The organism is Metabacillus litoralis (assembly GCF_007994985.1).
GTDB lineage: Bacteria > Bacillota > Bacilli > Bacillales > Bacillaceae > Metabacillus > Metabacillus litoralis.
In genome coordinates, this window is sequence record NZ_VOQF01000015.1 from 57,067 (window position 1) to 83,811 (window position 26,745).

Consider the following 26,745-nt stretch of genomic DNA (forward strand, 5'->3'; position numbering starts at 1 on the left):
CAATGATTAAAAAATATAAACTAAAGAAAAATTTTAGAGGTATAAAAAGAGGTACACATCTTTATTTAATTGCAGAATCTGAATTCATAGGTGTTAAAGAATTTGTTCTCCGCACAAAAGACCTGTCAATTAGACTATCAATTAATGAAAAAGAGTTGGAGGATAACTTCATTTTTTTGAGTTATGGAGCAATTGATTGACAATGAGTTAGATTATTGAAATCAGTAAGTTCATTATTTAATAAAATATAATTCTATATAAACTTTATTGGGAAATTAAAGGAAATAACAAGTGTAATAATGTTAATATAAGTAAACAGATAATTGATATAGAAAGGAATTATCATTGTGATTTATAAAATATTATTAATAATGCTATGGTTATTTTTGTATTGGAATTATATATATCTCCCACTTTCTTTAAAGTGGAAACAGATGAAAAAAGTTTATTTTTAGGTTTAACTTTCTTGTGTATCATTCTAGGCAAATTACTATCTGATAATTATAAAAAGAATGATGAGTAAACATGGAATCCATTCTGTTTTAAGTGAATGTTTGTGTCATAAAAAGGGACAATATTCTAAAAATCACTTCCTACATAAACATATATTGTATGATCAACCTTCATTTGTCTAAAAAGTGGACAATAATACAATAAGCGGTGCTACGATGGGTGACAGAATATTTTCGCTTGAAATCGATACAAGTGTTGCTCGTAAATGGAGATTAAAAGAAAGAAGCTATTAAAAAATTTTTATATATGGTGGAATGACAGGAATCGCAGTTTGATGTGTTTTAAAGAAAGGAAATATGGGAATATATTGATACCAAAGGAAAAATACCCATTTTAATGTTGACAATTTTTATAGGAATAGTTTATGATATGTTCATAACTTAATATTTTGATTTTTCTTATCAAGAGAGGTGGAGGGACTGGCCCTATGATACCTCGGCAGCGGACTTTTATAGTACTGTGCCAATTCCAAGTAGCGTAATGCTAGAGATAAGAGGAGCAGGTAAACTAATTTGTTTATTTAACCCTTCTTCTTATTACTAGAAGAGGGGTTTTTTGATTTCAGTTTTCATTGTGTTGTTCGTTGTTTTTTAAAAATTTTTCGTTAAGGGAGAGAAACACACATGACAAAAACATTAGTATCAGCAGCACCATTTAGAGCAGATCACGTAGGAAGCTTATTACGTCCAGAGAGAATTCATCAAGCTAGAAAGAATCATAAAGAAGGTAGTATTACATCTCAAGAATTACATAATATTGAAACGGAAGAAATCAAAAAAATCGTAGATAAACAAATTGAGGTTGGCTTACAGGCTGTGACAGATGGAGAATTTCGTCGTAAGTTCTGGCATACAGATTTTCTTGAGCATTTAACTGGTGTAGAAGGGTATGTACCTGAAACTGGTTTTAAATTCAATGGGGAAGAAACTGAAAGATATGATGTTCGAGTTATCGGAAAAGTAGCGTTTAACCAAGATCATCCACATATTAAGGAATTTATTCAATTTAAAGAAATTGTTGGAGATCGTGCTGTAGCAAAACAAACGATTCCAAGTCCAAATCAGTTATTTAACCCTGGAATTCGTAACCTTGAAATCTACCCTGATATTGAGGACTATACAAAAGATGTAATCCATACATATCGAGATGCAATCAAAGCTTTTTATGACGCAGGTTGCCGTTACTTACAATTAGATGATGTGTATATTGCCGCTTTAAATGCACCTAATATTAATTTTGATGCTGGTGGAACTTCACGTGAAGAATTAATTGAGTTAGCATTACGTGTTATTAACGGTGTATTAGAAGATAAACCAGAGGATTTAATTGTTACAACTCATCTTTGCCGTGGAAACTATCGTTCAACTTGGGCGTTTGAAGGAAGCTATGCAAAAATCGCTCCAACATTATTTGCAAAAGAGAAAGTAGACGGCTTCTTCTTAGAATATGATGATGATCGTTCAGGAGATTTCGAGCCATTGAATTATATTCCAAATGATGGACCACGAGTTGTTTTAGGTGTTTTCACATCAAAGCATGGTAATTTAGAAGACAAAGAAAATATAAAAGCGCGTATTGAAGAAGCAACTAAATATGTACCATTAGAAAATCTATGTATCAGCCCTCAATGTGGTTTTGCTTCAACACATCATGGTAATATCTTGACTGAAGATGAGCAATGGGCAAAGTTAAAGTATATTGTTGATATTTCAAAAGAGATTTGGGTACAGAACTAAGCAATTAAATAAACATGAAAACAGCTTTGTACAATGTACAAAGCTGTTTATTATCATTAAGTTTTTAACTTACATATAATCGTAAACAGAATCCTCTAAATAGAGCCAGTGATAGTATTCAATCTGTGGTTCTGTCATTTCAGACATTTCTTTTTCATTGAATTTTTGTTTTGCTAATAATTCTTTCACTTTTGAATCTCTGGCTAATTTACTCATTTTAAATCCTCCTAATATATGAGAAGTAACAAAAGCTGCTACATTCATGTAAACGTTTTCTTTCTTTTCTTATTTTTATTATATATCTCAAAATGAGATTAAACAAATATCATTTTGAGATGATTTATTGAAAACTGATATAAAATTGTTATTAACGAAAGAAAGGAAGATTTTCTTAATAAAAAAGGGAGGAGGTTATTAAAAAAAGTCGACACTAAGTGCCGACCTTCTATTCATTATGATAATTTAAATTTGCCGATCATTTTGTTTAACTGTTCGGCTAGGGTGAATAAAGAATGAACATTACATGAGATCTCTTCCATAGCACACGTTGTTTGTTGTACAGATTGTGAGGTTTGTTCAACACCTGCAGCTGATTCTTCCGAAATACTTGCCACATCTTCAATTGATGTAAGGATATGATTTGTTTTATTGTTTATCGTATCAAAACTTTCTGAAATTGCTGAGATACTTGTAACCATAGTAGAAAATGAATGCTCAATATCAACAAACGTTTCTCCTGTAATTATAATTTGTTTAGTACCTTCTTTAATCTGTTGATAACCATTTTCTAATGAGTGAAACATTCCATTTGCTTCTTCCTGGATATTTGTGACGATTGTTGTAATATTTTGAACCGATCCAGAAACTTGCTCAGCTAGTTTTCTAACTTCATTTGCAACAACTGAAAAACCTTTACCATGCTCACCAGCTCGAGCTGCTTCGATTGCGGCATTGAGTGCTAGTAAGTTCGTTTGTTCAGCTATATTATTTATAACATCAACAAGCTGTGAGATTTCTTGTGCTTTTCGATCTAGTCCTTTAACTTTTTCAACAGAGTGATTCATAATTCGATTAATTGTTTCCATTTGCTGTACAGAGTCATTCATATGCTTACTACCTTTATTTGTCATATCCATTACAATCGCAGAAGACTCTCCTATGGATTGCCCTTCTTTATGAGCTTGTATGATATGGTGATGAAACTCCTTCATCGATTGTGAAAGATCAGATGATTTTCGTGACTGTGCATCTGCACCACATGCTAGCTCTTGCATAGTAGCTGCAACTTGTAGGCTATCTTGTTTCACTTTGTTGGAAGATAAAGTTAACTCTTCACCTTGATGTGAAATCGATTCCGTAGCACGAGAAATGTTAGATATTAAATCTCGGAGATTGTGTTGCATTTTATTGATAGCTACTGCTAATGTTCCAATTTCATCATATCGTTTTATATGTATTTCTGTAGATAAATCTCCTTCACCAACCTTTTGTACCTTTTGGGTTAGGCTAATTAATGGTTTTAGTAAAGAAGAAGTGAAGTAAAAAATAACAACTAAACTAATAAGTAAGATTAAAAATGTAAAAATCATTAATACCGTTTTATCTTTATTCATCGTCTTATAAACTTCTGTTGCATCAAGATCGGCACCAATAATGCCAATTACTTCTCCAGTAGTTGATTTTATAGGTATATAGGCAGTTACTAATGCTCCCCAATCTTTGTCATTCGTCATTTCCACTTGCATGACATCTTTATCAAAAGCTTTCTCCAATGATAGGGATACATCTTCCTTATCTCCAAGTGCTGAAGCATCATCTTCTTCAACAGGCATACCATCGACAACATAAAAATATTCATAATTACCATTAACTTCTTTGCGGTTCATCGTATAAAGGTATTCTAATCCTGTTGTTTCACGTAAGATATTTAATTGTTCTCTTAGTTCGAAATAGTAATCTGTTTCACCTGATTCTAATGTAATTTGCTCATATTTCTGAATATCTATTAAATCTTCTGCTGATTGAATAATATTGCCTGCCATATTACTCAAAGAATTTTTAACAAGTTTAACCGATGCAGAATAACTTACAAATGCTATAACCACACAACTGATTAATACAATTAAAGAGAAGGTAAGCAACATTTTTACTTTTAGACTCTTCTTCATTCATCAACATCCTCTAAGTGAAGTAATTATTATGTGAGGAGATTTAGCTTTCCTATTAATTTAGAGAAAATTGAAGCTTCTCATATAACAAGAATATATTAACATATTAGTAGGAAAAAGGAATCAGTTTTTTTATTTTAATAGTTTTCAATTACTTTATTATCAGTAAGTTAGAAGTTCTAGTAAATTCAGATTGTATTGAGATATGAAGATGATTGGAAAGAACCAAATTCATGTTAGTGATGTTGTGAAATTATGACAGAATGAGTGGGGAAGAAACGATTTAAGTGAAACGCATTTTATTCAATATAAAAAAGAGATACAAAATTATGTATTGTAGATCTTCTTTTATATTTATATGGTTATTAGTGTTTAGTTATTTTGCAACAACAAAATAACACCATATTTATCCACAAATTATAATAAAGTACAAAATCCTAAAAAAATTACAAATTGTAAACACTTACATTTGTAAAAATTTCAGAAAAATTCATTTCACGTTCTAAAGATCTTTCTAACGATTGTTAGTTATTGTTGGTAGTATTGAGATAGCGCTTACATAAGAAGGAGGCTAAATAGATGAATGTACATCAATAATGAATGTTTATAGTAAAAATAAAATCAGTAACGTGTGAAACCAACTTCAAATACATACCTCTAGATCGTGCATATACATCAGATTCCTATTATAAAACAGATTGATTTATCAGTTTTAAGATGGTAGATATATCATGAAAGTTTTTCCGCAAGGACAGTAAATTTCACAAGCGAATAATGTGTTTCTCTATATTTTTTATGTATTTTAAACAAGTAAAACCACAAATAAGATAAAAATTAAGATTGAAAGCGCAGCTATAATGAAAAATCGGAAATGAAAAATTAATATTATCGGAGGTTCTATATGAAAAAGGGGAGAAGTATTTTTGCACTAATGATAACAATTCTTTTAATATGTACTAGTTTTAACATAAAGACATTTGCTGTAAGTGAGGGGACTGAAGTGAATATGGAGAACAATGGTTCCTATAAAGTTATATTACCTAATGAGTATGGAGATGGTAATGGGCAATCTTATCCGGTTCTTTATTTAATGCCTGAAGATGGGAAATCTTTATACAATAATAAAATGATTTCAATGATTCAAGGTGAAATGGAAACTGATCAATCAGGAAATATGATCATTGTTATGCCGAACTTTGATTCAAATGAGGATTTTCGCATCACAATGAAAAAGATTATTGCTGATGTTGATAGTAAGTACAATACAATAGCTACAATAGATCACAGAGCCATTCTTGGTGTTGGAGTCGGTGGTTATATGGCCTATATTTTTGGGATGACTGATAATAATTCAGCCCTAAATACACCTAATATGATTAAAAACATCGGAAGTATTCGTGGACATTTTAGTGAAACTGATCATCCATTATATGAAGAATATGGTGATGTTTATGACATAATCTCGCAAATTAATAAAGATAACATCGTAAACTACTATACTTATTTAGATAGTCCAACAGAAGATCCTTTCACTTATCAACCTAAATCGACAAATGAAATTGGAGCTTTATTTATTAATTGGTATAGAACTTTGTCATATGATATTCATGAATATACAGCACGTTATGGTACTTATGATGATGACTATTTACAGGAATCAGTAAGTCGAGTAATGAATCGCTTTAGTGAGCAATTTTATTCAAAAATGATAAGTGGTGATATTTCGTTATCTCCACAAGTAGCAGCAAGTTCTGTTGAAGAAATAGAAGTTAGTTACAATATCGATGTTAATCCTATTTTTCCAGAGATCTCTCCTCATTCAACAGATATGACAATTGAAGTTATATTAACAGATCCAGCTGATGGTTCTGTGCTTCATAAAGAAAATAAGACGGTATCAGTAGATGGAGTGGCTACTTATGAAGGGACTTTCAAAATTCCGAATACTGTTAATGGTACAAATTCGAAAGTTTCTATCACAGCTAATATGCTTGGATTTACCATAAACATTGGCAGTGAATCATTAGTACGTATCATGGATACAGGTTCAAAGCCAGATGAACAGTTAATTGATCTTATGGGAGATTGGAAGTTCAAGGCTTATAAACCTTTTTCAAATACAGGAAGTGAAGCTCTCGATCAAATTACTAATCTAACAAAGGATGTATGGACAACTTGGGGTACAGTTCAACCAGCGCTAGGATGGTGGACAGCTGATTTTGATGAAAGTCTTGAAAATAACTCAAATTGGACGGGCTATGCATGGTACGTACGTGAATTTAACATAAATGCAGATTTTGCAAAAGAAGACTTACTATTGGCTCTTGGTAAATTTGATGAAGCAGATGAAGTATATGTAAATGGTGTTCGTGTTGGTGCAACTGGTATCCCTGAACCTGGTGGTCTTTATGATGGAAGCAATCCATGGGATGTGGACCGTTTATACAAGTTAGATTCTGATATTTTAAATTATGGAGGATCAAATACAATTGCAGTTAGAATGGCAAACTCCAATGGTGGTGGTGGCTGGTATCAAGGTCCAGTAGGGATTTTCTCTCCAGCAGCTTATAACAAAATTGTAGGTTTACCTTCTGACTTAGCAGATTCAACTGCAACAGCTCAAATTAAAGAATTTGTGGATACACAAAACACTGCACTAGAAAGCAAAGATATTGATGCTTATGCTAAAACGATAGCACCAGATTATTTTCAATCTGGTTATAATAAAGCTCGACTAATCGAAAAAGTGAACAAAGATCTTACTGGAGATGGAAAGGTAACAGTATCTGATTCATCGGTAAATGTTTATAATTTTAAGGGTATGTATTTGTATCAAGCCCAAAGAAACATAACAAATGCTTCTGGTGAAATTAAAACAGAAACAGTTAATGCTTATTACAAAATTGAAAATGATAATGTGGTCATGTACGGTGATCATGAGACTTTCTATGTCGATTCTTACGCGTCATCATATGCTGCAAGTGCAAAAGGTCTTGAAGGTAGTACTGAAATGAATTACCGTGTTTACCTTCCAGAAGGCTATTTTGATTCAAATAAAAGATATCCTGTTACGTATTTATTGCATCAATTTAGCTCTACTAGTAAATCTTATGAAATTGATGGCATCCAAGATATTCTTAAAAAGGGTATGGCAGATGGAGATATTCAGGATATGATTGTTGTGATTCCGGATAGTGATGGAATGAGCTGGTGGCGAGATGATTGGGAATTAATGGTCACAGAGGACTTAGTGCCATTTATTAATGAAAATTACCGAACAATTGCTGATGCAAGGTACAACGGAACAGCAGGTGCTTCTATGGGTGGACAAGGTGCATACGGTATTGGATTATCTAATCCTAATTACTTTTCATCAATCATTAGTTTCTTTGGTGCATTTACTTATGGTAGAGAACATAGCCCTAATTCTATAGTTGAAAAAGTAAGTGATGAATATTTACAAAACTATTCACATTACTTTATATCTGGTAACCGAGATGTTTATGGATTTGGAGCACCAGCCATTCAGTTAGATAATCAGCTACGAGAAAAAAATGTAGATCATGTTTTCATGATTGAAAATGGTGAGCATGATAGTGTGTTTTATCTTCCACATGTTATTGATGCATTTAGCTATGTAAGTGAGGAAATGTACACTACAGGCGGTAAAATTGCAGATTCTGCATCAAGTGAAATGGAAGCAGAAGTAACAGATGATAAACTAAATATCTCAGCTAAACTAAGCTTAAATCAAGAATTTGATCAATGGATGAACACAATACCAGAATCAGCTTATACGAAAGATACTAACCCTGATATGGTCATTCCGATTACTTTCAAAATTGAACAAAATGGTAAAACGGTATTTAATCAGATGGAAACTTCAACAGTATCTGGTTCAACTTCATTAGAATTCGAGAAAGAAATTATTCTAGGTGGTTCAGTTGCTGATCCAGATAATGTAGTTGCAGGTGATGTTGACCTTACTAAGAATTTCACCCTTTCTGTATTTGCTTCTTTATTAGATACAAATATAGATTTAGGAACCTTTGAATATACGGCTAAAACCGTAGATGAAGGAAAACCAACACCAGGTGATGAACCTAAAACACCTAATCATGAAGAAAAGCCAAAAGGAGATGAGGTAGTTGGTGGTAAAAACGAGGACACAAGCAAAGATAGTGAAGTAGATAAAGACAAAGAAGAAGGTGATTCTACTAATTCTGATAAAGTAGAAGGAAAAAATCTTCCGAATACTGCAACTAATCATTACAATTCTTTCCTGGTAGGTTCGATAATCGTACTATTAGGATTATGTTTTGGTGTTTTAGGATGGAGAAAGAGATTCATAAAAGAGTAAATTAATTCTAGTGTTGAATAGTTGATTTGTTTTCTAATAGAAAGCAAATCAACTATTTTTTTGAATATAACAAAAAACAGCTTTTGTACATGTACAAAAGCTGTTACCTAGTATTATTTTTCAACTTACATATAATCATAAACAGAATCTTCAAAATAAAGCCAGTGATAATATTCAATCTGCGGATCAGTCATTTCAGACATTTCTTTTTCATTGAATTTTTGTTTTGCTAATAGTTCCTTCACTTTTGAATCTCTGGCTACTTTACTCATTTTAAATCCTCCTAATGTATGGGAAGTAACAAAGCTGTTACATTTCGTGTAAACGATTTCTTTGATTTCTTATTTTTATTATATATCTCAAAATGAGATTAAACCAATATCAATATCAGATGATTTTTCAAGAAATGATATAGAATTGTTATTTGTTGATTTTACATAGGAGAATTTACTAAATAAGCCAGTTAGGTTAGTGATTAGAAGGCTTTAATTGTTTAGGGGTAATTTATTGCACCCCTAATAGTCCATTTTTGATAATGCTATTTATCATCTCCGCCATTTCTCTTGGAGATTTATCCATTCCATTGTTTAACCAGCTTTTTGTCACATAGATACTTCCACTGATGACAAAGATACTCAAGTATTCAGATAGTTCTTCATCAATGTGATTATTTGCTTGCCAGTTATTCATAAAGAAATGTTGGGCGACGACCATCACCTTCTTTTGAAAGGTAGTGTCAACTTTTTCACTAAGAAGTGTTTTACAGATTTCAGCTTTGGAAGCAAAATATTCTAATAATCTTTCAATCATCTGTATATCATCATCTTCGTAAGTGTATTGACTCAAATATCCTTTCATATCTTCAATAAGTTCTTCTTCAATTTTGTCGAGAAGGTCAAATTGATCATGATAATGTGTATAAAATGTCGAGCGATTAATGTCAGCTTTACCACAAATCTCTTTAACTGTAATGGAAGAAATCTGCTTTTCCTTCAATAAATGGATAAGACTATCCTTTAAAACCATTCGGGTATATTTTTTTCTTCGATCTAATTTAGAAGTACTCATATAAATCTCCTTTAAATTTATGAGTTATCCGACATAATTAATAAATATGTTGGAAAAGTCACAAATGAAGAATAACTGTTTGTTGAATAGACAACACCGTGTCCATATAATAATAGAGTGTATACGAAAAAGTAGCAAGAGAGGGTGAATAGCAATTAACATAGCAGCACGAATTATTAAACATAAAAAAGCTGTTGCGATTACATTTATGGTTCTGACAGTACTCTGTGCCATAGCAACCTTAAAAGTATCAGTGAACTACGATATGACAGACTACTTACCAGATGATGCAGGTTCTACCGTAGCAATGGATATCATGCAAGAAGAATTTGAGGGAAGTGTTCCTACAAATCGAATCATGATTCAAGATGTGACAATTCAGGAAGCTCTTGAATTTAAAAATAAACTGGAGAATATAGATGGTGTTTCAAATGTAACATGGTTAGATGATGCAATTGATCTAAAATCACCGCTTGAAATGGCTGATCAAGGTGTTGTTGAAACGTATTATAAAGATAATAAAGCATTATTTTCATTTAGCATTCGTGAGGGTGAGGAAGTTGTCATAACAGATAACATCTATGAGCTCATTGGAGAAGATAATGCAATGTCTGGAGAATCACTTAATACGGCTACACAACAAAAAATGGCTGGAACTGAATCAATGTACGCAGCTGCCTTATTAGTGCCGATTATCATATTGATTTTAGTTTTATCCACTAATTCTTGGATAGAACCATTATTTTTCTTAACAGCAATAGGTGTTTCCGTGTTAATTAATATGGGTACAAATATCTTTCTTGGTGAAGTCTCATTTGTTACGCAGTCTGTTGCACCAATTCTACAACTAGCTGTTTCACTAGATTACGCCATTTTCCTACTTCATAGTTTTGCAGATTATCGAAAAAAAGTAGAGGATCCTCATCATGCGATGGAGCTCGCTATGAAAAAATCATTTTCTGCGATTACAGCTAGTGCTTCAACAACTTTCTTTGGCTTTATTGCCTTAACATTTATGAATTTTGAAATCGGGGCAGATTTAGGAATTAATTTAGTTAAAGGAATTTTATTAAGCTTTATTAGTGTCATGATCTTTTTACCAGCATTAACATTATTGTTCTATAAATGGATTGATAAAACAAAACATAAACCTTTGCTACCGAGCATCAAGAACAAAGGAAATGCTGTAGTGAAAATGAAAATTCCAAGTATATTACTTGTACTGCTTGTGATTGTACCTGCATTCTTAGCACAAAGTCAGACGAATTTCATCTATGGAATCGGAGATCAACCAGAGAACACAAGAGCTGGTAGTGATATCGTGAAAATTAAAGAACAATTCGGTGAAAGCACACCAATTGTTTTACTTGTTCCTAAAGGAGATGTCGCAAAAGAAGAGGAATTAGTGCAGGATTTAGAAAAAATCGAACATGTATCAAGTGTTCTAGCTTTTGTTAACACAGTTAGTGCAGCAATTCCACCTGAATATTTAGATTCTTCCATTACAGATCAATTTTATTCAGAAAATTATGCACGAATCATACTCCAAACTGAAACCAAAAATGAAGGAGAAAAAGCCTTTCATTTAATTGAGCGAGTTCAAGATAAAGCAAAATCCTATTATGATCAAGATGTATTTATGGTAGGTGAAAGTGTAACGTTATACGATATAAAAAATATTGTTCAAAAAGATAATCAATTAGTTAATCTTTTAACAATTTTAACTGTAGCTTTCGTTTTATTAGTAACCTTTAAATCAATTTCGATTCCTTTTATTTTATTGCTTACAATTCAGACAGCCGTCTGGATCAATTTATCAGTTCCTTATTTTACAGACTCTCCATTAGTTTATGTAGGATATTTGTTGATCAGCATTATTCAACTAGCTGCAACGGTGGATTATGCGATCCTACTGACAGATGCATATAAGGAATATCGACAGGAAATGCCTGCACTAGCAGCTATTAAAAGAACATTAGATGAGAAAATATTTGCTATAGGAATTTCAGCTTCCATATTATCAAGCGTTGGATTTATATTATGGATTACTTCCTCAAACCCAATTGTTACATCAATCGGTTTATTACTTGGAAGAGGAGCGTTACTAGCGTTTATTATGGTTGTGTTTTTCCTACCAGCATGCTTATTGGTCTTTGATAAATTGATCACAAAAACAACATGGAAAGCAAACTTTTTTAAGGAGGACCGATAATGAAAAAAATCCTGATTTTAATTTTAATAAGTATAATAATGATGCCGTCTATTCTAGTAACAGCTGAAGAAGTTTCTAGTGAAAAAGGAGAATTTTCTTCAAAAGATGAGGTTGTTTATGCGAACTTAAGTGCAACTGGTGAAAAACAAGAAATTTATGTTGTAAACATATTAGACATAGAAAAAGCGGGAAAGATCATTGATTATGGACCGTATTCTAGTCTGAAAAATTTAACAAATTTATCTTCTTTAAATCAAGATAATAATTCTGTAGAATTCTCAGCTCCAGAAGGGAAATTTTATTATCAAGGTAATATGAATGAAAAAAATCCATTGCCATGGGATATCACCATTTCATATTTAATGGATGGAAAAGAAATAACACCAAAAGAGATTCTTGGAAAAGAGGGACATGTTCAAATTAAGATTGCTACTTCTGCCAATGATGAAGTAGATCCAATCTTTTTTGAAAACTATTTATTACAAATTTCTCTTTCCCTAAACACTGACCAATATAGTAACATTAAAGCTCCTGACGGAATGCTAGCAAATGCAGGGAAAAACAAGCAAGTAACATTCACAGTGATGCCTGGAAAGGAAGAGGAATTAGTACTTGAAGCAGACGTTATTAATTTTGAGCTAGAAGGTATTAACATATCTGCAATTCCTTCTTCCATGTCAATTGATGCACCAGATATTGATGATATGACAGGTGATATGCAAACTCTTACAGATGCGATAAAAGAAGTGAATGATGGTGTTGCAAAATTAGAAACAGGAGTTTCAGAATTAAATAATGGTGTAAAAAGTCTACAAAGTGGTTCAAAGGAATATAGTGATTGGATGAATGCACTCAATGATTCTTCCTCTGAGCTAATTAACGGTTCGAAAAACATTCAGCAAGCACTTGAAGCGATGAATGGTTCATTAGCAAATAATTCAGAGCAAATTGATCTAGCTGATTTCAAAAAACTAGAAGATGGACTCAAGCAAATGTCAGCTGGTTTAAAAGAAACATCAAAGAGCTTAATGACGTTAAAAGAAAATTATGAAGCAGCACTTTCTTCACTCGACAAAGCCATAAATTCTATTCCTGACTACGTCATTACAGAAGAACAAACTCAAAACTTATATAATAGTGGAGCAGATCCGAAAGTACTTGATCAATTACTAGAAACCTATTCAGCTTCAATAACTGCAAAAGAAACTTACGCAGCATCAAAAAAAGCATTTACTTCTGTAAATGCTACACTTCCGCAAGTTAGCGGAACTCTTACAGCAATGGCTAGTAATTTAGACACTATGACAAAAGAGCTTTCAACATCTCTTGAACAAATGAACATAGATGATTCACTCGCTAAATTACAGGAAGGTATAAATGGGTTAGCTTCCAATTATAAGAACTTTCATAAAGGATTAGTAAATTATACAGAAGGGGCAAGTCAATTAACTAGCTCGTATAATAGTCTGCATAATGGAATCAACGAATTATCTCAAGGTACAAGTGACCTAGAAAACGGTGTTAGTCAACTACACGACGGAACTACAGAACTCTATGAATCTACAAGTGACTTACCTGCTACAATGAACAAAGAAGTGGATAAAATGATGTCAGAGTTCGATAAATCTGACTTCGATGCTGTATCCTTTACTTCACCTAAAAATGAAAAAATTAACTCAGTTCAATTTGTCTTCAAAACAGAAAGTATAAAGCAAGATGAAGAAGAACCAAAAGTCACGGAAAAACCTGAAGAAGAAAAAGGATTCTGGACTCGCTTTATGGAGTTGTTTTCTTAGTAATATGGAGAAAGGTACTATCCAAACGGGTAGTACCTTTTTTGATGTAATTGTACATAAATTAGAAATGTATATGTATGAGGAATAGATACTGTCCCCCGACTAGAGGAACTTTTTGTTACAAATAAACCAATTTACAGGTCACAAGAAAGATGTGTCCTGATATCAAAGAAATGTCGACCATTAAAGATAAAATGTAGATCATAAATGAGAAATTACACATCATAAGCTTGGATTTGCGCGCATTCGAAGAAATATAAACCATTAGAAAGAAAATACAGGTCATAAAAGAGATATTACACGTCATTAACTTGGATTTGCGCGTCATTCAAAGAAATACAAACCATTAAAAAGAAAATACAGGTCATAAAAGAGAATTTACACGTCATTAACTTGGATTTGCGCGCCATTCGAAGAAATACAAACCATTAAAAAGAAATCCAGGTCATGAGCACAGCTTTTTACTCCACATGATGAAATGAAAATTATAAACTAAAGATCGCATGTGATAGTTAGTGATCTCACATTTCAAAGATCATTTAACTTTTTAGAATATTCAGTATCTGATATACTAGTTTAAAAGATAAAAAAAGACCCTGAAATTAATTAAAATACAGTTTATATAAAACAAATAGTAGTATTTTAATCTATATTTCGTAGTGTAAAATAGAGGGGTAGTTGTGAAGGGGGATACATAATTTTGAACACTAAGTACTTAGATTTATTAGCCCAGAAATATGATTGTGAAGAAAAAGTAGTTACAGAAATTATTAATCTTGAAGCGATTCTTAATCTACCAAAAGGCACAGAGCATTTTGTCAGTGATTTACATGGGGAATATCAAGCTTTTCAACATGTTTTAAGAAATGGCTCTGGAAAAGTAAAAGAAAAAATAGAAGATATTTATAAAAAAGTATTAACCGAAAAAGAAATCAAAGAATTTGCCACATTAGTCTACTATCCAGAAGAAAAAATTCAACTTATTAAGAATGATTTTGATAATGAAAAAGAATTACATCAGTGGTACTCCGTTATCATTGAGCGTATGATTAAACTCATTTCTTATGCCTCCTCAAAATATACACGCTCGAAATTACGAAAAGCCTTACCAGATCAGTTTGTTTATATTATAGAAGAATTACTTTATAAAACAGATGAATTCACAAATTTTAAAGAGCCATATTATGCTAAAATTGTTCAACAAATTATTTCTCTCGGACAAGCTGACAAGCTTATTACAGGTCTTGCTTATACAACTCAGAGATTAGTTGTTGATCATCTCCATGTTGTGGGAGATATTTATGATCGTGGTCCAGAGCCAGATCAGATTATGGAAGCACTCATTAATTATCATTCTGTTGATATTCAGTGGGGCAACCATGATGTACTATGGCTAGGTGCTTTTGCTGGATCAAAGGTTTGTTTAGCAAATATTATCCGAATTTGTGCTAGATACAACAATTTAGATATCATTGAAGATGTTTATGGAATCAATCTTAGACCTCTTCTTAATTTAGCGGAAAAATACTATCAAGATAATCCTGCTTTTAGACCAAAAGTTCATTCAGATGAAACAATATTCGAAGAAGAACAATTACAAATTACAAAAATTCATCAAGCGATCGCAATCATTCAATTTAAACTTGAAAGTCCTATTATCAAACGACGACCAACCTTTAATATGTCAGAAAGGCTCTTACTTGAAAAAATAGATTACGAGAAAAACGAGATTATAATTCACGATAAAACATATCCATTAGAAAATCCGTGTTTTGCAACAATTAATCCTATACAGCCTGATCAATTATTAGAAGAAGAAAAACAGGTGATAGACAAGCTGTTATTTTCTGTTCAACATTCAGAAAAGCTTGCAAGACATATGAATTTTCTTATGAAAAAAGGCAGTCTCTATTTAAGATATAACGGAAATTTATTAATTCACGGCTGTATTCCGTTAGATGAAGATGGAAATATGGAGAAAATGCTAATAGAAAATAAAGAATATGCAGGTCGTGAATTACTTGATATTTTTGAACGTTATTTACGACATTCTTTTGCACATCAGGAAGAAACTGATGATCTTGCAACAGACATGGTTTGGTATTTGTGGACAGGTGAATATTCATCACTGTTTGGAAAAAGAGCGATGACCACCTTTGAAAGATATTTTATAAAAGATAAAACAACACATAAAGAAAAGAAAAATCCTTACTATCATTTACGTGAAAAAGAGGAAACCTGTGAAAAAATACTAGCAGAATTTGAACTAGATCCTAATCAAGGTCATATCATAAATGGTCACACACCAGTAAAAGAGATTAATGGAGAAGATCCTATTAAAGCTAATGGAAAGATGATCGTGATTGATGGCGGATTTTCAAAGGCTTATCAATCAACAACAGGAATTGCCGGTTACACCTTATTATATAATTCATTTGGCATGCAGCTTGTCGCACATCAGCATTTCAATTCAAAAGAAGAAGTTTTGTTAAATGGTACCGATGTGTTATCAGTAAAAAGAATTGTTGATAAAGAACTAGAGCGAAAAAAGGTGCTAGAAACAAATGTGGGAGAGGAATTATTGCAAGAAGTTTCTATTTTGACTAGCTTGATGGAATATCGGTATATGAAATAGATTAATAGTAGAATAATAATTAATGTATTATTGAGTGTAAAACCCTTGTATTTTATTTATTAATTAAGTAAACTACGTGTAAATTCAATTTTCGGGTGCTAGTGGAAGCTGGCTGAGATTGCAACTATTCCGTTGTGGACCGTGATAACCTGTTGGGTAATGCCAGCGTAGGGAATGTGAGTAGGTAAACTATGAGCACTTTGCGCTATATGCAAGGTGCTTTTTTCAATGATTTTATATAATTTCTGGTTTATCTTGATGGATAAAAACGATTTAGAAGGGACGGATACAAAATGAATATAGAAAAAATTGAAGTAACATTAACGAAGGTAAGAGAAAAAAATCCACTTGTTCATAACATTACTAATGTTGTTGTGACAAATTTTACAGCAAATGGACTTTTAGCATTAGGAGCATCACCTGTTATGGCTTACGCTAAAGATGAAGTAGCAGATATGGCCAAGATTGCAGGTGCACTTGTGTTAAATATCGGAACATTATCACATGACGAAATTGAGGCGATGTTGATAGCAGGTAAATCTGCAAGTGAACATGGTGTACCAATTATTTTTGATCCAGTGGGAGCAGGTGCAACACCTTATCGTACAGAAACATCACGTCGTATTGTTGATGAACTACAGATTTCAATTTTAAGAGGAAACGCAGCTGAAATAGCTAATGTTATTGGAACAGAATGGGAAATTAAAGGTGTAGACGCTGGAGAAGGAACAGGAAATGTGGTGGAGTTAGCGCAAAATGCAGCAAAAAAACTTAAAACAACAGTCATTATTACCGGAAAAGATGATGTCATTACAGATGGAGAAACAACGTATCTTGTGCATAATGGACATCCTATTTTGACAAAGGTTACTGGAGCTGGATGTTTATTAAGCTCAGTTGTTGGTGCATTTTCAGCTGTTGAAAAGGATTTGATAGTTGCTTCAGTTTCAGCAATTACTATGTATGGTGTCGCAGCAGAATTAGCAGCAAATCAAGCTTTAGATCAGGGACCAGGAAGCTTTCAGGTTGAATTATTAAACAAATTAGCAAGTGTTTCTCCGGGAGATATTCGTCAATTGGCTAAGGTTGAAAAAATCTAACATGTCTAAATAATCGAAAATATGGAGGAAGCAATATGAAAAAAATAACGAAAAAGAAAATAGAAAATCTATTACCCGTTTATTTTATAATGGGCAGTAACAATTGCCAAAGTGAGCCTACACTTGTTTTACAGCAAGCCATTAAAGGTGGAATTACTCTCTTTCAATTTAGAGAAAAAGGTACAGGTGCTCTTACAGGAAATGAAAAAATCAAATTTGCAGAGCAGTTACAAAACATTTGCAGAATAAACAATATACCTTTCATTGTAAATGATGATGTTGATTTGGCACTAGCACTTGATGCAGATGGTATACATATTGGACAGGATGATGAATCAGCTGAGCAAGTTAGACAAAAAATTGGAAACAATAAAATACTCGGTGTTTCTACGCACAATCTTGAAGAAGTCAAAAAAGCCATTGCAGAAGGTGCTGATTATGTTGGAATTGGACCAATCTACTCAACCACAACAAAGGAAGATGCTAAAACAGCACAAGGAACAGCTCTTATTCAAGAAGTTAGAAGCAATAATATCGAAATTCCCATTGTAGGTATCGGGGGTATAACTGTTAAAAATGCGTCGCCTGTAATCGAACATGGTGGAAATGGAGTTGCTGTTATATCGGAAATTAGCTTAGCAGAAGATCCAGGAGAAAATGCGATGAAATTAAATAAAGTGGTTAAGTCATTTTTAAAATAGCTAGCTGAAGAAACAGCGTTAATTAATAAATCGATTGTAAATTCAATTTTACAATCTCGGATTATTAAATTTACATTTTATCTTTAAAGAAAGTAATATACTTACTTTAAGGAGTTGATGGTCAAATGGATATGTTAAAAAGAATGCTTGTCCTTTTTTGGACGTTCGGTATGGCTCTTCAAGATAGTATTCCAAGTAGTAATTCTATCAATCCAACAAATTTACTAACATCATCATATGAAAAAATAGTGAATGTAGCACACCGCGGCGCATCAGCTTATGCACCAGAACACACGCTAATTTCTTATCAAATGGGCGAGAAAATGAATGGCAATTATATCGAAATTGATCTTCAGATGACAAGTGATGGACATCTTATTACAATGCATGATGAAAGAGTAGACCGAACTACAAATGGTACTGGTTTAGTCAAAAATATGACTCTTAAAGAAATCAAGCAACTTGATGCTGGCTCATGGTTTAATGAAAAATACCCACACTATGCTAAAAATGAATACGAACATATTCAAGTACCAACATTAGAAGAAGTGTTCAAAGAATTTGGTCAAGATGCTAACTATTACATAGAAACAAAATCACCAACCGTATACCCTGGTATGGAGGAAAAGCTACTGAAGTTACTTGAAAAATATAACTTAACAGGAGTTAATGGACAACCAAGTTATGTAATACTCCAGTCCTTCAGTACAGAAAGCCTGAAGAAAATCCATGTGTTAAACGAACACATTCCATTAATTCAGCTATTACCAGATTCAAGTCCTGAAATGACCGATTTACAGCTTGCATCCATTAAAAAATATTCAATAGGTGTAGGTCCAAGCTTTAAACGAATTGATCAAAAATATATTGAAAAAGTAAGAGAAAGGGGCCTACAAATCCATCCTTACACTATTAATACAAGAGAAGATATGAAAAAAGCATTAAAATGGGGAGTTAATGGTATATTCACAAACCACCCAGACCTTTTTCATGAAGTTTTAAAGAATGTTGAGCAAGAAACTAAACAAAAGTGACTACTAGCAGATTAAAAATCTGCTAGTTTTTTACTTTATCAGCGATTTTTTGTAAATATCAGCGATTCTGCAAATATATCAGCGATTATTAAAAATTATCAACGATTTTTCAGATTTATCAGCTATTAGACAAAAATCGACAACTTTTACAACTAAGAACCATGAACTGAGTCATGAAGTCTAACTAATTTTAATATATTTAATCCTATATGTAAGTCTTTAGAACAGGTCGAATAGGTAAGGAATAATCAATTTTTAAACACATGCTGTCCAATGACAACAGTTGTTTCTCTTGTGTCTAACCAGCGACTTGTTGCGATGTCAGGATTATAAAAGAATAATGCGTCTTTTGCGATATGTCTCATTTCTGATATTGCTGCTTGAGCGGCTTTGATTGATTCTTGATCGGCTGGTTTGTTGATTTGTCCATTTGCTACTGGTTGAAATTGTCCGCGTTGGTAAATAACTTCTTTTATTGTGTTAGGAAATTTCGGGCTTTCTACTCGATTTAATACAACACTAGCTACTGCTACTTTACCTTCGAAAGGTTCTGTTTGGGCTTCGGCTCGTACAACTCTAGCCAATAAATCAAAGTCTGATTGGGAGATTCCAGTTATTTTATGTGAGGTGTTTTTTCCTCTACTTGGCTTTTGAGGTGGGGTATTTGTTTTATTTATCTTTATTTCTTGTCCGATATATATCAAATCAAGATTCTTTATTTGTGGGTTTTCTTTGGCTAATTCAGTTAAAGATAAGCCATTTTGTTTAGCAATTTCTGACATTGTATCACCTTTTTGAACAGTATAAGCAAATGATGGCACAGCCATAAACAGAGTTGTCAGGAATGTTAGTAAAAAGATTAGTTTTTTCACAATATAGTCCTCCTAGTAGATTTCGTTTTTTGAACTCTTGTCTTATTTCTATGTAATAAAAAATTAGAATAGTGTTACAATTAGATTACAAGAGGTAATATTAGGAGAGAACTCTAGTGTTGTAAGGCTTTTATGGTCATAACTAATAGAGGAATTTTTTAAAAGTTACAATAATGTTGATAAAACATTTTTAAAAACACAATCAGCTATACTAGGCTTTAATCTAAAGAATTTGGTCTATATCGGAAGGTGGTTCTATATGAAACGAAAAATTTCATCTCTTCAATATGAAATACTAAAAAAAGAGCTGCGTTATCTAGAAGAGATCGGAAAATTACCTGAAAAAACATCCGAGGAACTGCTTCAAGAATATGAAATTATTAATAATGAACCGGTAGCAAAATCTACATCCAGAAAGACTGTGTCATTAAATTCTATCCAAATTATTTCGATTATTGGTGCAGTTTTAATAGGACTTGGTGTTCTTAGCTTTGTTGCAAGCAATTGGTCTGCAATGACAAGTATCGAGAAGTTTGTATTATTACTCGTTACACTCATTTCTTCTTATCTTTTAGCTTGGGGAACAGAGGAGAAAAAGCCGAATACGTCAAAGGCCTTGTATTATATTGGTGCATTTATCTATGGAGCTGAAATTTTTTATATTGGACAGATGTTTCATTTAGGCGGAGACATAGGCACCGCTTTTTTGGCTTGGTCCTTAGGACTTCTTCCTTTAGCTTTTTATCGAAAAGATCATATTCTTTTTGCTGTTGCTTTTGGCTTGTTTTATTTGGCAATAGAGTTAATCTTTATGATTCCAAGTAATGGCGAACCTTCATTATGGTTAATTGTGATTCTGCCTTTGTTATTTATAGGAATTCGTTTTATTACAGTATTTCAACGTGCTCTTCTCATTGCAAATTTCGCTCTTCTTTACCAATTTATTGAATTGCGTTTTATGGTAAATAGTGAACTACATATGGGGTGGATAATACTACTCTTAGCTAGTACTTTTGCATTAAATAAAATAGTGTTTCCTAAAGAAAAGTATTTGATTGTGGTTAATTTCCTTTTGCTTTATCAATTTATCGAGTTGATTTTATTTGTCAAAGCAATTGACCATATTACATACTTAATTGTTTTCGGTTTATTAACTGTAATCTTACTTGTTATTGGTCATATCTTTATGAACAAATCAATTGTACTTTTTCCTATTAATGTCATCATCGGTATTCAATTTCTTTGTTTGATTTTGTATCACTTCGATGTAGAGCAGTTATTTGTTTATTTCTTCGTTATTTTTGCAATTGGGATAGTGTTTACACATTACAGGATAAAAGAATATGATGATGTGATGAAATGGATGGGGCTTATCTTTCAATTAGTAACAGGATTGATGTTAACATTCCCATTTTCATATGGTCCGTTAGACATAACAAGAATTTGGATTTTCTTTGGATTAGCTTATATTGTGTATGGAATGTTTTTAGTTTATCAAAATAAAGTGTTTGGAGTTTTATTAGTCAGTTTATTAATTTTCCGTTTTTATGTTGATCTTTCACTAGTATTTATGAACAAATCAATTGCATTTTTCATTGGTGGTTTATTGTTATTAGGATTAGGCTATTGGTTTGAAAAAACAAGGAGAGGAGATGGTAAAGGTGAGTCTCAAAAGAAAACCAAGTAAAATGTTTTGGATTTCCTTATTGATCCCACTTCTTGTTTTATCAAGTATGCTAATAAAGCCAGTTAATACGATGGTTAATGGCAAACAAATAACTCTTGCAACCATTCCTGTTGATCCTAGAGATTTATTTTATGGCGACTATGTGATTCTAGATTTAGAAATTGAAGAAATCGATATTTCTCTCTTAGAAGCTTCAATGAAGAAAAAATTAGAGCAATCTGCTTATGATCAAAACCTAACAGTTTACGTTTCTTTAAAGAAAGAAGATAATGGTATTTATCAAGCGATTTCTGTTAATGAAGATAAACCAGACGGACTTTTTGTTAAAGGAAAAATGAGTCCTTACATCATGGATAATAGCTGGGACGAGGAGTCCGTTTCAAAACAAACAGTGTCTATTGAATATGGAATTAATCGTTTTTATGTGGAAGAAGGTACCGGTCTTGAGTTAGAAGATTCAGCAAGTAAAGGTCAAGTACTTGTATCTGTAAAAATTCATGATGGATATCCAATCTTAACAGATATAAAAGATGTAAAATAATCTTAGGTGTGAAATATGATTAAATGAGATAGATAGGAGAATCAATAATGGCTAATATTAAATTCGAAATTATAGAAAATATTGCAACTGTATCAGAAGGTCAAAAAGGCTGGAAAAGAGAACTTAATTTGATTAGCTGGAATGATCGTGAACCTAAATATGATCTTCGAGACTGGGATGAAAATCACGTAAAAATGGGGAAAGGACTTACTCTTTCAAAAGAGGAACTTTTACAATTAAAAGAGATTCTAAATGAAATGGATTTGTAAGGTTAATGGGGACTCAAATACTCACTGTGTCCCCATCTCATTTTATTAATAGGGAGGCTGGAAAGACTCTGTAATATAAGTTACTATTTCACTATATTTTGTTTGTGTATCAACTGGATACGTCATAATTAACGAGTTCATTATTCCATTACCAAAGAAGCTTTTTTTGTAGGTAATTATTCCATCTTCTTCATAAGATAAAACATACCAGTTCTCTTTGATTCTTTGATAAGCAATGTTAACTAAAATTGAATTGATCTCTTCATGATAAAAATCTTCAACAGTTTTACCCTCTTCAATTATATGGGCACCGAAAGCAGTAACCTCTATTTCTTCATTAAAGAAAGTTACACCATCTCCATTCGTTGGTGGTGGAGACATTGATAATGATGAAGGTACTTTAAAGGAAAAGCCAAATCGATCATTACTATATTGTTTATAGGTTAATTCCTTTTCTTTAATATTCTTCTCTTTTTCAACTGTTTTTTCTTCTTTTTTCTTATTTTCTTTCGTATCAGTTTCTTGCTTTTCGATTTTTTCCGTTAACTGATTTATATCAGCTTGATAAGAAGCGAGTTTTTCATCAGAAATAATCGTTTGTTCCAACTGCTTTAGTTGATCTTTTGCTTCACTGTAATTGTTTTTCTCTATAAGATTATTAATTAGCTCTATTCTTTGATCCAAAGATGTGAGTTGATCTTGTTTTGTCGTAATTTCCTCTTTTAGAGTTTGTGCTTCATTTTGAATTGTTTCTAATCCATTTTTATGAGCTAAAATCATATCAAGTGTTTTGATGGCTGATTCGTATTTCTTTGCTTCAAAGTCTCTTAAAGCACTGTTCATCTTTGTTGCTTGATCATAATAATGACGTGCATCTTTGTCACCATTTTTTTCAGTTAAAGCTAGTTCAAAATAAATTGATGCTTGGTGGTAATTTTTTTCTCCTAGCTGCTGAATTCCATTATCCATAGCTTGTTCGTAGTTATTATTAGAACAAGCAGGAAGAATGAAAAGTGTTAGTATTGATAAAATCACTGTAAGAGATCTCATTTTTCACCTGACTTTCTTTTTTCTACGTAGCATTATATCAAGAAAAAATTGAAATTAATACGCTGCTTCAAGGTGAATTTCATATGGTATACTTTGTAAAGTAAAGATAGAGCTACCGCTTAATCAAATTCAAAATAGAGGTGATTTCATGAAAATAGGAATGATTGGAATTGGTGATATTGCTCAAAAAGCATATTTACCTGTTTTAACTCAAATAAAAGATGTTGAATTACATATTTGTTCGAGAAATCAAGAAACATTATCGGAAATTTCATCTCAATATAAGCTTGAACATACGTATTCTGATATAAGTAAGTGGTTGGCAAGTGGTATTGAAGCAGCTTTTGTCCATTCTGCTACGTCTTCTCATGAAGAAATAATCGATCAATTACTAGATCATAATATCCATGTTTATGTTGATAAACCAATTACTGCTGAAGGTGAATCCTCTGAGAGATTAATTAACAAAGCAAAAAGTAGAGGGTTAATTCTAATGGTAGGCTTTAATCGACGTTATGCACCTCCATACTCGAAGTTAACAGAAGTAAAAGAGCCGAATTTAATTGTGATGCAAAAAAACCGTGGACATCTAGCTGCTGACGCTCGTACTTTTGTATTTGACGACTTTATTCATGTGATTGACACGATTCTTTATTTGTTTCCTTATGAAATTGAAAATATCTCAATCAAAGCCAAGCATAAAGGTGGCAAACTTCATCATGTAATTCTTCAGCTCGAGTCAGAGGAAGGAGCAGCAATAGGTATTATGAATCGAGAAGCTGGTACATCAGAAGAAAAAGTCGAGGTTATGAGTGCTAATGAAACAAGAGTGGTCAAAAATGTCAGTGAAGTATATACACATAAAGATAAACAGATCTTGGATTACGGCTCTAACGATTGGGAACCAACTCTACATAAGCGCGGATTTCATGCAATCATCTCCGCTTTTCTAAAAGCAGTAAGTGCTGGTGCTGAAAATTATGATGGTTATGAGCGTGATTTACAAGGTCATTTAATTGCGGAAAAGGTTGTACGTGAGGTTATGGGAAAATAAAGATGGTTTTATTTATTATAATTGTGTGCTTTTACACGAGAACTTGATTTCAAAAGCTAAGGGTATACCTTAGCTTTTTTTCGTGTAAATGATAAAAAAGTTAAGAATACAGTATCTAATTTAGAACCTATATAAAATACCGTTGATGATGACCTTAACACAACAAAAAATCGAAGCTATACGACTTCGTTCCGCAGATGAAGCTCTTAACACAGAAAAAATCCCTGTTGCAGCCACAATCTCAAAAAAATAAAGGAAACTCCATATAATTGTTGAAATAAGTTCTTTAAAGAAACTAGTTTTTCTAAACTCACCATTTAATACATTAAACTAATAAGCAAAAAAGGAGATTAGAATAATGAAATTTAATACATTGAAAAAAACAAACATAAGTATTTCTGAAATAGGACTTGGTACAAATGCTGTTGGAGGGCATAATTTATTTACTAATTTAAATGAAGAAGAAGGTAAGCAAATGGTGGCCAAAGCTTTAGATCTTGGTATCACTTTTATCGATACAGCTGATATTTATGGTAAAGGTCGTTCTGAGGAATTGGTTGGAGAAGTACTCTCTGGCTTCAACAGAGAAGATTACGTTATTGCAACTAAGGGGGCCAACCATTGGTATGAAGATGGTACAGTAAAAATTAATAATGATCCAGCGTATCTTCGCGATGCTTTAGAAAATAGTTTAAAGCGATTAAAAATGAATTATGTTGATTTATATTATCTTCATTTCCCCGACGATGTTACACCATTAGCTGAAAGCATTGGTGAATTATCAAAGCTGAAACAGGAAGGGAAAATAAAAGCTATTGGAGTCTCTAATCTAACTTTAGATCAGTTAAAGGAAGCAAATGCTCATAACGACATTTCTGTATTGCAAACAGCTTATAATATGCTTGACCGCTCTGCTGAGGAAGATTCACTTCCGTATTGTGTTGAAAATAATATTTCATTTATTCCTTATGGTCCACTTGCATTCGGTCTACTTGGTGGTCATTATACAAACAACTTTAAATTATCAGAAGGTGACTGGAGACATTCTGTACCATTATTTAATGAAGTGAATTTTGAAGGTGTGTTGAAAAAAGTTGACTTTCTAAAAGAATTTGCTGCTAAAAAAGAAACAAATGTATCTAATCTTGCTTTAGCATGGCTATTGGCACAAGAAGGGATAGATTCTGTTATCCCAGGTGGTAAGAGGAAGGAACAAGTCGAAGAAAATGTGAAAGCAAGTGAGATTTCCTTAACTCAGCATGATCTAAAAGAGATTAAAGAGATTTTAAAGTAAAATATCTATTACTAAATAAGATTAAAAACATCTATTTTTTCCTTAAGGGTAGATGTTTTTTTACTAATTACTTTTTCGTTTTCTTCTCAATAATATAAATATTGATTATTATTATTAAGGCTATGTTAAAGGTTAATGTTGATTTTTAGCACATTGTTGATTGGAGTGAAAGGCATGAGACTCCTGCGGGAGAAGCGTGTCAAAGGGAGACCCCACAGGCGCTTGCGCCGAGGAGGCTCCCGGACCGCCCGCGGAAAGCGAATGCCTGTAACGGAAATCAACAACAAAGTTTAACAGAGCCATTATTAAAAAGAATGTTACAATTACTGCTCCTAGACACTGAAAACTCCCATCATCAAATGTATCTGCTTTTGTAAATCTTCCATCACCACCTTCAATAGCGATTGTTTCTTGAATAATATTTAGTACCTATTTTATATGCATTAGAAAAGTTCCCAGAATACTGTTTCATATCAGAAAATGTAGTAACATTTCAATTACATGATCAACTTCGGTTACATATTCATCATGTACAACATAAATGTATCCATCCCAAACAACAAAAGGATATGCCCAAGATGTTGCTAATGACTTATATGGAAATAAAAGAACACACATAACTAAGATAAATAAAAATAGCTAAAAAACCATACTT

Annotated in this window: 20 protein-coding genes and 1 riboswitch; of the genes, 14 read left to right on the forward strand and 6 right to left on the reverse strand. The window is 32.5% G+C overall.

Annotated elements, in window-relative coordinates; all coding sequences use genetic code 11:
* The first annotated feature begins 2 nt into the window (after positions 1–2).
* Together FS935_RS19500 and FS935_RS19505 are read left to right on the forward strand one after the other, a co-directional pair.
* On the forward strand, positions 3–200 hold the full coding sequence (locus tag FS935_RS19500; RefSeq protein WP_240050972.1) for a hypothetical protein: 198 nt from the start codon (positions 3–5) through the stop codon (positions 198–200).
* A gap of 708 nt (positions 201–908) precedes the next feature.
* Positions 909–1,009, forward strand: a riboswitch (SAM riboswitch).
* 127 nt (positions 1,010–1,136) lie between these two features.
* Positions 1,137–2,249 carry a 5-methyltetrahydropteroyltriglutamate--homocysteine S-methyltransferase gene (locus FS935_RS19505; RefSeq protein WP_146950312.1) on the forward strand — a complete coding sequence of 371 codons (1,113 nt, stop codon included), beginning with the start codon at positions 1,137–1,139 and terminating at the stop codon, positions 2,247–2,249.
* Positions 2,250–2,318: 69 nt separating this feature from the next.
* On the opposite strand, the gene FS935_RS23695 is transcribed toward FS935_RS19505, so the two are convergent.
* Both FS935_RS23695 and FS935_RS19510 read right to left on the reverse strand, forming a co-directional pair.
* Positions 2,319–2,465 carry a hypothetical protein gene (locus FS935_RS23695; protein WP_168714495.1) on the reverse strand — a complete coding sequence of 49 codons (147 nt, stop codon included), beginning with the start codon at positions 2,463–2,465 and terminating at the stop codon, positions 2,319–2,321.
* A gap of 236 nt (positions 2,466–2,701) precedes the next feature.
* Positions 2,702–4,417, reverse strand: a complete 1,716-nt coding sequence (locus FS935_RS19510) for a methyl-accepting chemotaxis protein (RefSeq protein WP_146950313.1) — start codon at positions 4,415–4,417, stop codon at positions 2,702–2,704.
* 901 nt (positions 4,418–5,318) lie between these two features.
* Here FS935_RS19510 and FS935_RS19515 point away from each other — a divergent pair.
* Positions 5,319–8,777, forward strand: a complete 3,459-nt coding sequence (locus tag FS935_RS19515; RefSeq protein WP_146950314.1) for an alpha/beta hydrolase-fold protein — start codon at positions 5,319–5,321, stop codon at positions 8,775–8,777.
* Positions 8,778–8,902: 125 nt separating this feature from the next.
* Here the strand turns inward: FS935_RS19515 and FS935_RS23700 are convergent, their stop codons facing one another.
* Together FS935_RS23700 and FS935_RS19520 are read right to left on the reverse strand one after the other, a co-directional pair.
* The gene (locus FS935_RS23700) at positions 8,903–9,049 is read right to left on the reverse strand and encodes a hypothetical protein (RefSeq protein WP_168714496.1); all 147 of its coding nucleotides are present in this window, start codon (positions 9,047–9,049) and stop codon (positions 8,903–8,905) included.
* Between the two features lie 232 nt (positions 9,050–9,281).
* Entirely contained in the window at positions 9,282–9,845 is a 564-nt protein-coding gene (locus FS935_RS19520; RefSeq protein WP_146950315.1) for a TetR/AcrR family transcriptional regulator, read from the reverse strand.
* A gap of 265 nt (positions 9,846–10,110) precedes the next feature.
* Here FS935_RS19520 and FS935_RS19525 point away from each other — a divergent pair, with 265 nt between their 5' ends.
* From FS935_RS19525 to FS935_RS19550, 6 genes are all read left to right on the forward strand, one after another.
* Complete coding sequence (locus FS935_RS19525; protein ID WP_240050973.1) at positions 10,111–12,057, forward strand: efflux RND transporter permease subunit; 1,947 nt, start codon at positions 10,111–10,113, stop codon at positions 12,055–12,057.
* Positions 12,057–13,853, forward strand: coding sequence for a YhgE/Pip domain-containing protein (locus FS935_RS19530; RefSeq protein ID WP_146950317.1), 1,797 nt, complete (start codon positions 12,057–12,059; stop codon positions 13,851–13,853). The genes FS935_RS19525 and FS935_RS19530 overlap by 1 nt, the downstream gene beginning before the upstream one ends.
* A 700-nt stretch (positions 13,854–14,553) precedes the next feature.
* Positions 14,554–16,488: a fructose-1,6-bisphosphatase gene (gene fbp, locus FS935_RS19535; protein ID WP_146950318.1), complete on the forward strand. Its 1,935-nt coding sequence runs from the start codon at positions 14,554–14,556 to the stop codon at positions 16,486–16,488.
* Between the two features lie 293 nt (positions 16,489–16,781).
* Positions 16,782–17,588, forward strand: coding sequence for a hydroxyethylthiazole kinase (gene thiM, locus FS935_RS19540; protein WP_146950319.1), 807 nt, complete (start codon positions 16,782–16,784; stop codon positions 17,586–17,588).
* 35 nt (positions 17,589–17,623) lie between these two features.
* Positions 17,624–18,289, forward strand: a complete 666-nt coding sequence (thiE, locus tag FS935_RS19545) for a thiamine phosphate synthase (RefSeq protein WP_146950320.1) — start codon at positions 17,624–17,626, stop codon at positions 18,287–18,289.
* A gap of 131 nt (positions 18,290–18,420) precedes the next feature.
* On the forward strand, positions 18,421–19,323 hold the full coding sequence (locus FS935_RS19550; protein ID WP_439116680.1) for a glycerophosphodiester phosphodiesterase: 903 nt from the start codon (positions 18,421–18,423) through the stop codon (positions 19,321–19,323).
* Between the two features lie 248 nt (positions 19,324–19,571).
* On the opposite strand, the gene FS935_RS19555 is transcribed toward FS935_RS19550, so the two are convergent.
* A complete protein-coding gene (locus FS935_RS19555; protein ID WP_146950322.1) occupies positions 19,572–20,195 on the reverse strand; it encodes a cell wall hydrolase in 624 nt (207 codons plus the stop codon).
* A gap of 259 nt (positions 20,196–20,454) precedes the next feature.
* Between FS935_RS19555 and FS935_RS19560 the strand changes: the two genes are divergently transcribed.
* The 3 genes from FS935_RS19560 to FS935_RS19570 are packed head-to-tail and all read left to right on the forward strand — an operon-like array spanning position 20,455 to position 22,692.
* Complete coding sequence (locus FS935_RS19560; protein ID WP_146950323.1) at positions 20,455–21,882, forward strand: DUF2157 domain-containing protein; 1,428 nt, start codon at positions 20,455–20,457, stop codon at positions 21,880–21,882.
* Complete coding sequence (locus FS935_RS19565; RefSeq protein ID WP_158638662.1) at positions 21,857–22,423, forward strand: GDYXXLXY domain-containing protein; 567 nt, start codon at positions 21,857–21,859, stop codon at positions 22,421–22,423. Before FS935_RS19560 ends, FS935_RS19565 begins: the two co-directional genes overlap by 26 nt.
* 47 nt (positions 22,424–22,470) lie before the next feature.
* Positions 22,471–22,692, forward strand: coding sequence for a YdbC family protein (locus FS935_RS19570; protein WP_146950325.1), 222 nt, complete (start codon positions 22,471–22,473; stop codon positions 22,690–22,692).
* 45 nt (positions 22,693–22,737) lie between these two features.
* On the opposite strand, the gene FS935_RS19575 is transcribed toward FS935_RS19570, so the two are convergent.
* Positions 22,738–23,727, reverse strand: a complete 990-nt coding sequence (locus tag FS935_RS19575) for a hypothetical protein (protein WP_158638663.1) — start codon at positions 23,725–23,727, stop codon at positions 22,738–22,740.
* Between the two features lie 163 nt (positions 23,728–23,890).
* Between FS935_RS19575 and FS935_RS19580 the strand changes: the two genes are divergently transcribed.
* Positions 23,891–24,796 (forward strand): Gfo/Idh/MocA family protein, encoded by a 906-nt coding sequence (locus tag FS935_RS19580; RefSeq protein ID WP_146950327.1) that lies wholly within the window; start codon positions 23,891–23,893, stop codon positions 24,794–24,796.
* 358 nt (positions 24,797–25,154) lie between these two features.
* Positions 25,155–26,090 carry an aldo/keto reductase gene (locus FS935_RS19585; RefSeq protein WP_146950328.1) on the forward strand — a complete coding sequence of 312 codons (936 nt, stop codon included), beginning with the start codon at positions 25,155–25,157 and terminating at the stop codon, positions 26,088–26,090.
* Positions 26,091–26,745: the final 655 nt, after the last annotated feature.

Excerpts from the sequence above, each read along its gene's own strand:
- FS935_RS19570 (WP_146950325.1), top strand. The coding sequence starts at position 22,471 with ATGGCTAATATTAAATTCGAAATTATAGAAAATATTGCAACTGTATCA.
- FS935_RS19520 (WP_146950315.1), bottom strand. The coding sequence starts at position 9,845 with ATGAGTACTTCTAAATTAGATCGAAGAAAAAAATATACCCGAATGGTT.
- FS935_RS23695 (WP_168714495.1), bottom strand. The coding sequence starts at position 2,465 with ATGAGTAAATTAGCCAGAGATTCAAAAGTGAAAGAATTATTAGCAAAA.
- thiE (WP_146950320.1), top strand. The coding sequence starts at position 17,624 with ATGAAAAAAATAACGAAAAAGAAAATAGAAAATCTATTACCCGTTTAT.
- FS935_RS19580 (WP_146950327.1), top strand. The coding sequence starts at position 23,891 with ATGAAAATAGGAATGATTGGAATTGGTGATATTGCTCAAAAAGCATAT.
- FS935_RS19515 (WP_146950314.1), top strand. The coding sequence starts at position 5,319 with ATGAAAAAGGGGAGAAGTATTTTTGCACTAATGATAACAATTCTTTTA.
- FS935_RS19560 (WP_146950323.1), top strand. The coding sequence starts at position 20,455 with ATGAAACGAAAAATTTCATCTCTTCAATATGAAATACTAAAAAAAGAG.
- FS935_RS19525 (WP_240050973.1), top strand. The coding sequence starts at position 10,111 with ATGACAGACTACTTACCAGATGATGCAGGTTCTACCGTAGCAATGGAT.
- FS935_RS19585 (WP_146950328.1), top strand. The coding sequence starts at position 25,155 with ATGAAATTTAATACATTGAAAAAAACAAACATAAGTATTTCTGAAATA.
- FS935_RS19530 (WP_146950317.1), top strand. The coding sequence starts at position 12,057 with ATGAAAAAAATCCTGATTTTAATTTTAATAAGTATAATAATGATGCCG.
- FS935_RS19550 (WP_439116680.1), top strand. The coding sequence starts at position 18,421 with ATGTTAAAAAGAATGCTTGTCCTTTTTTGGACGTTCGGTATGGCTCTT.
- thiM (WP_146950319.1), top strand. The coding sequence starts at position 16,782 with ATGAATATAGAAAAAATTGAAGTAACATTAACGAAGGTAAGAGAAAAA.
- FS935_RS19505 (WP_146950312.1), top strand. The coding sequence starts at position 1,137 with ATGACAAAAACATTAGTATCAGCAGCACCATTTAGAGCAGATCACGTA.
- FS935_RS19510 (WP_146950313.1), bottom strand. The coding sequence starts at position 4,417 with ATGAAGAAGAGTCTAAAAGTAAAAATGTTGCTTACCTTCTCTTTAATT.
- FS935_RS23700 (WP_168714496.1), bottom strand. The coding sequence starts at position 9,049 with ATGAGTAAAGTAGCCAGAGATTCAAAAGTGAAGGAACTATTAGCAAAA.
- FS935_RS19500 (WP_240050972.1), top strand. The coding sequence starts at position 3 with ATGATTAAAAAATATAAACTAAAGAAAAATTTTAGAGGTATAAAAAGA.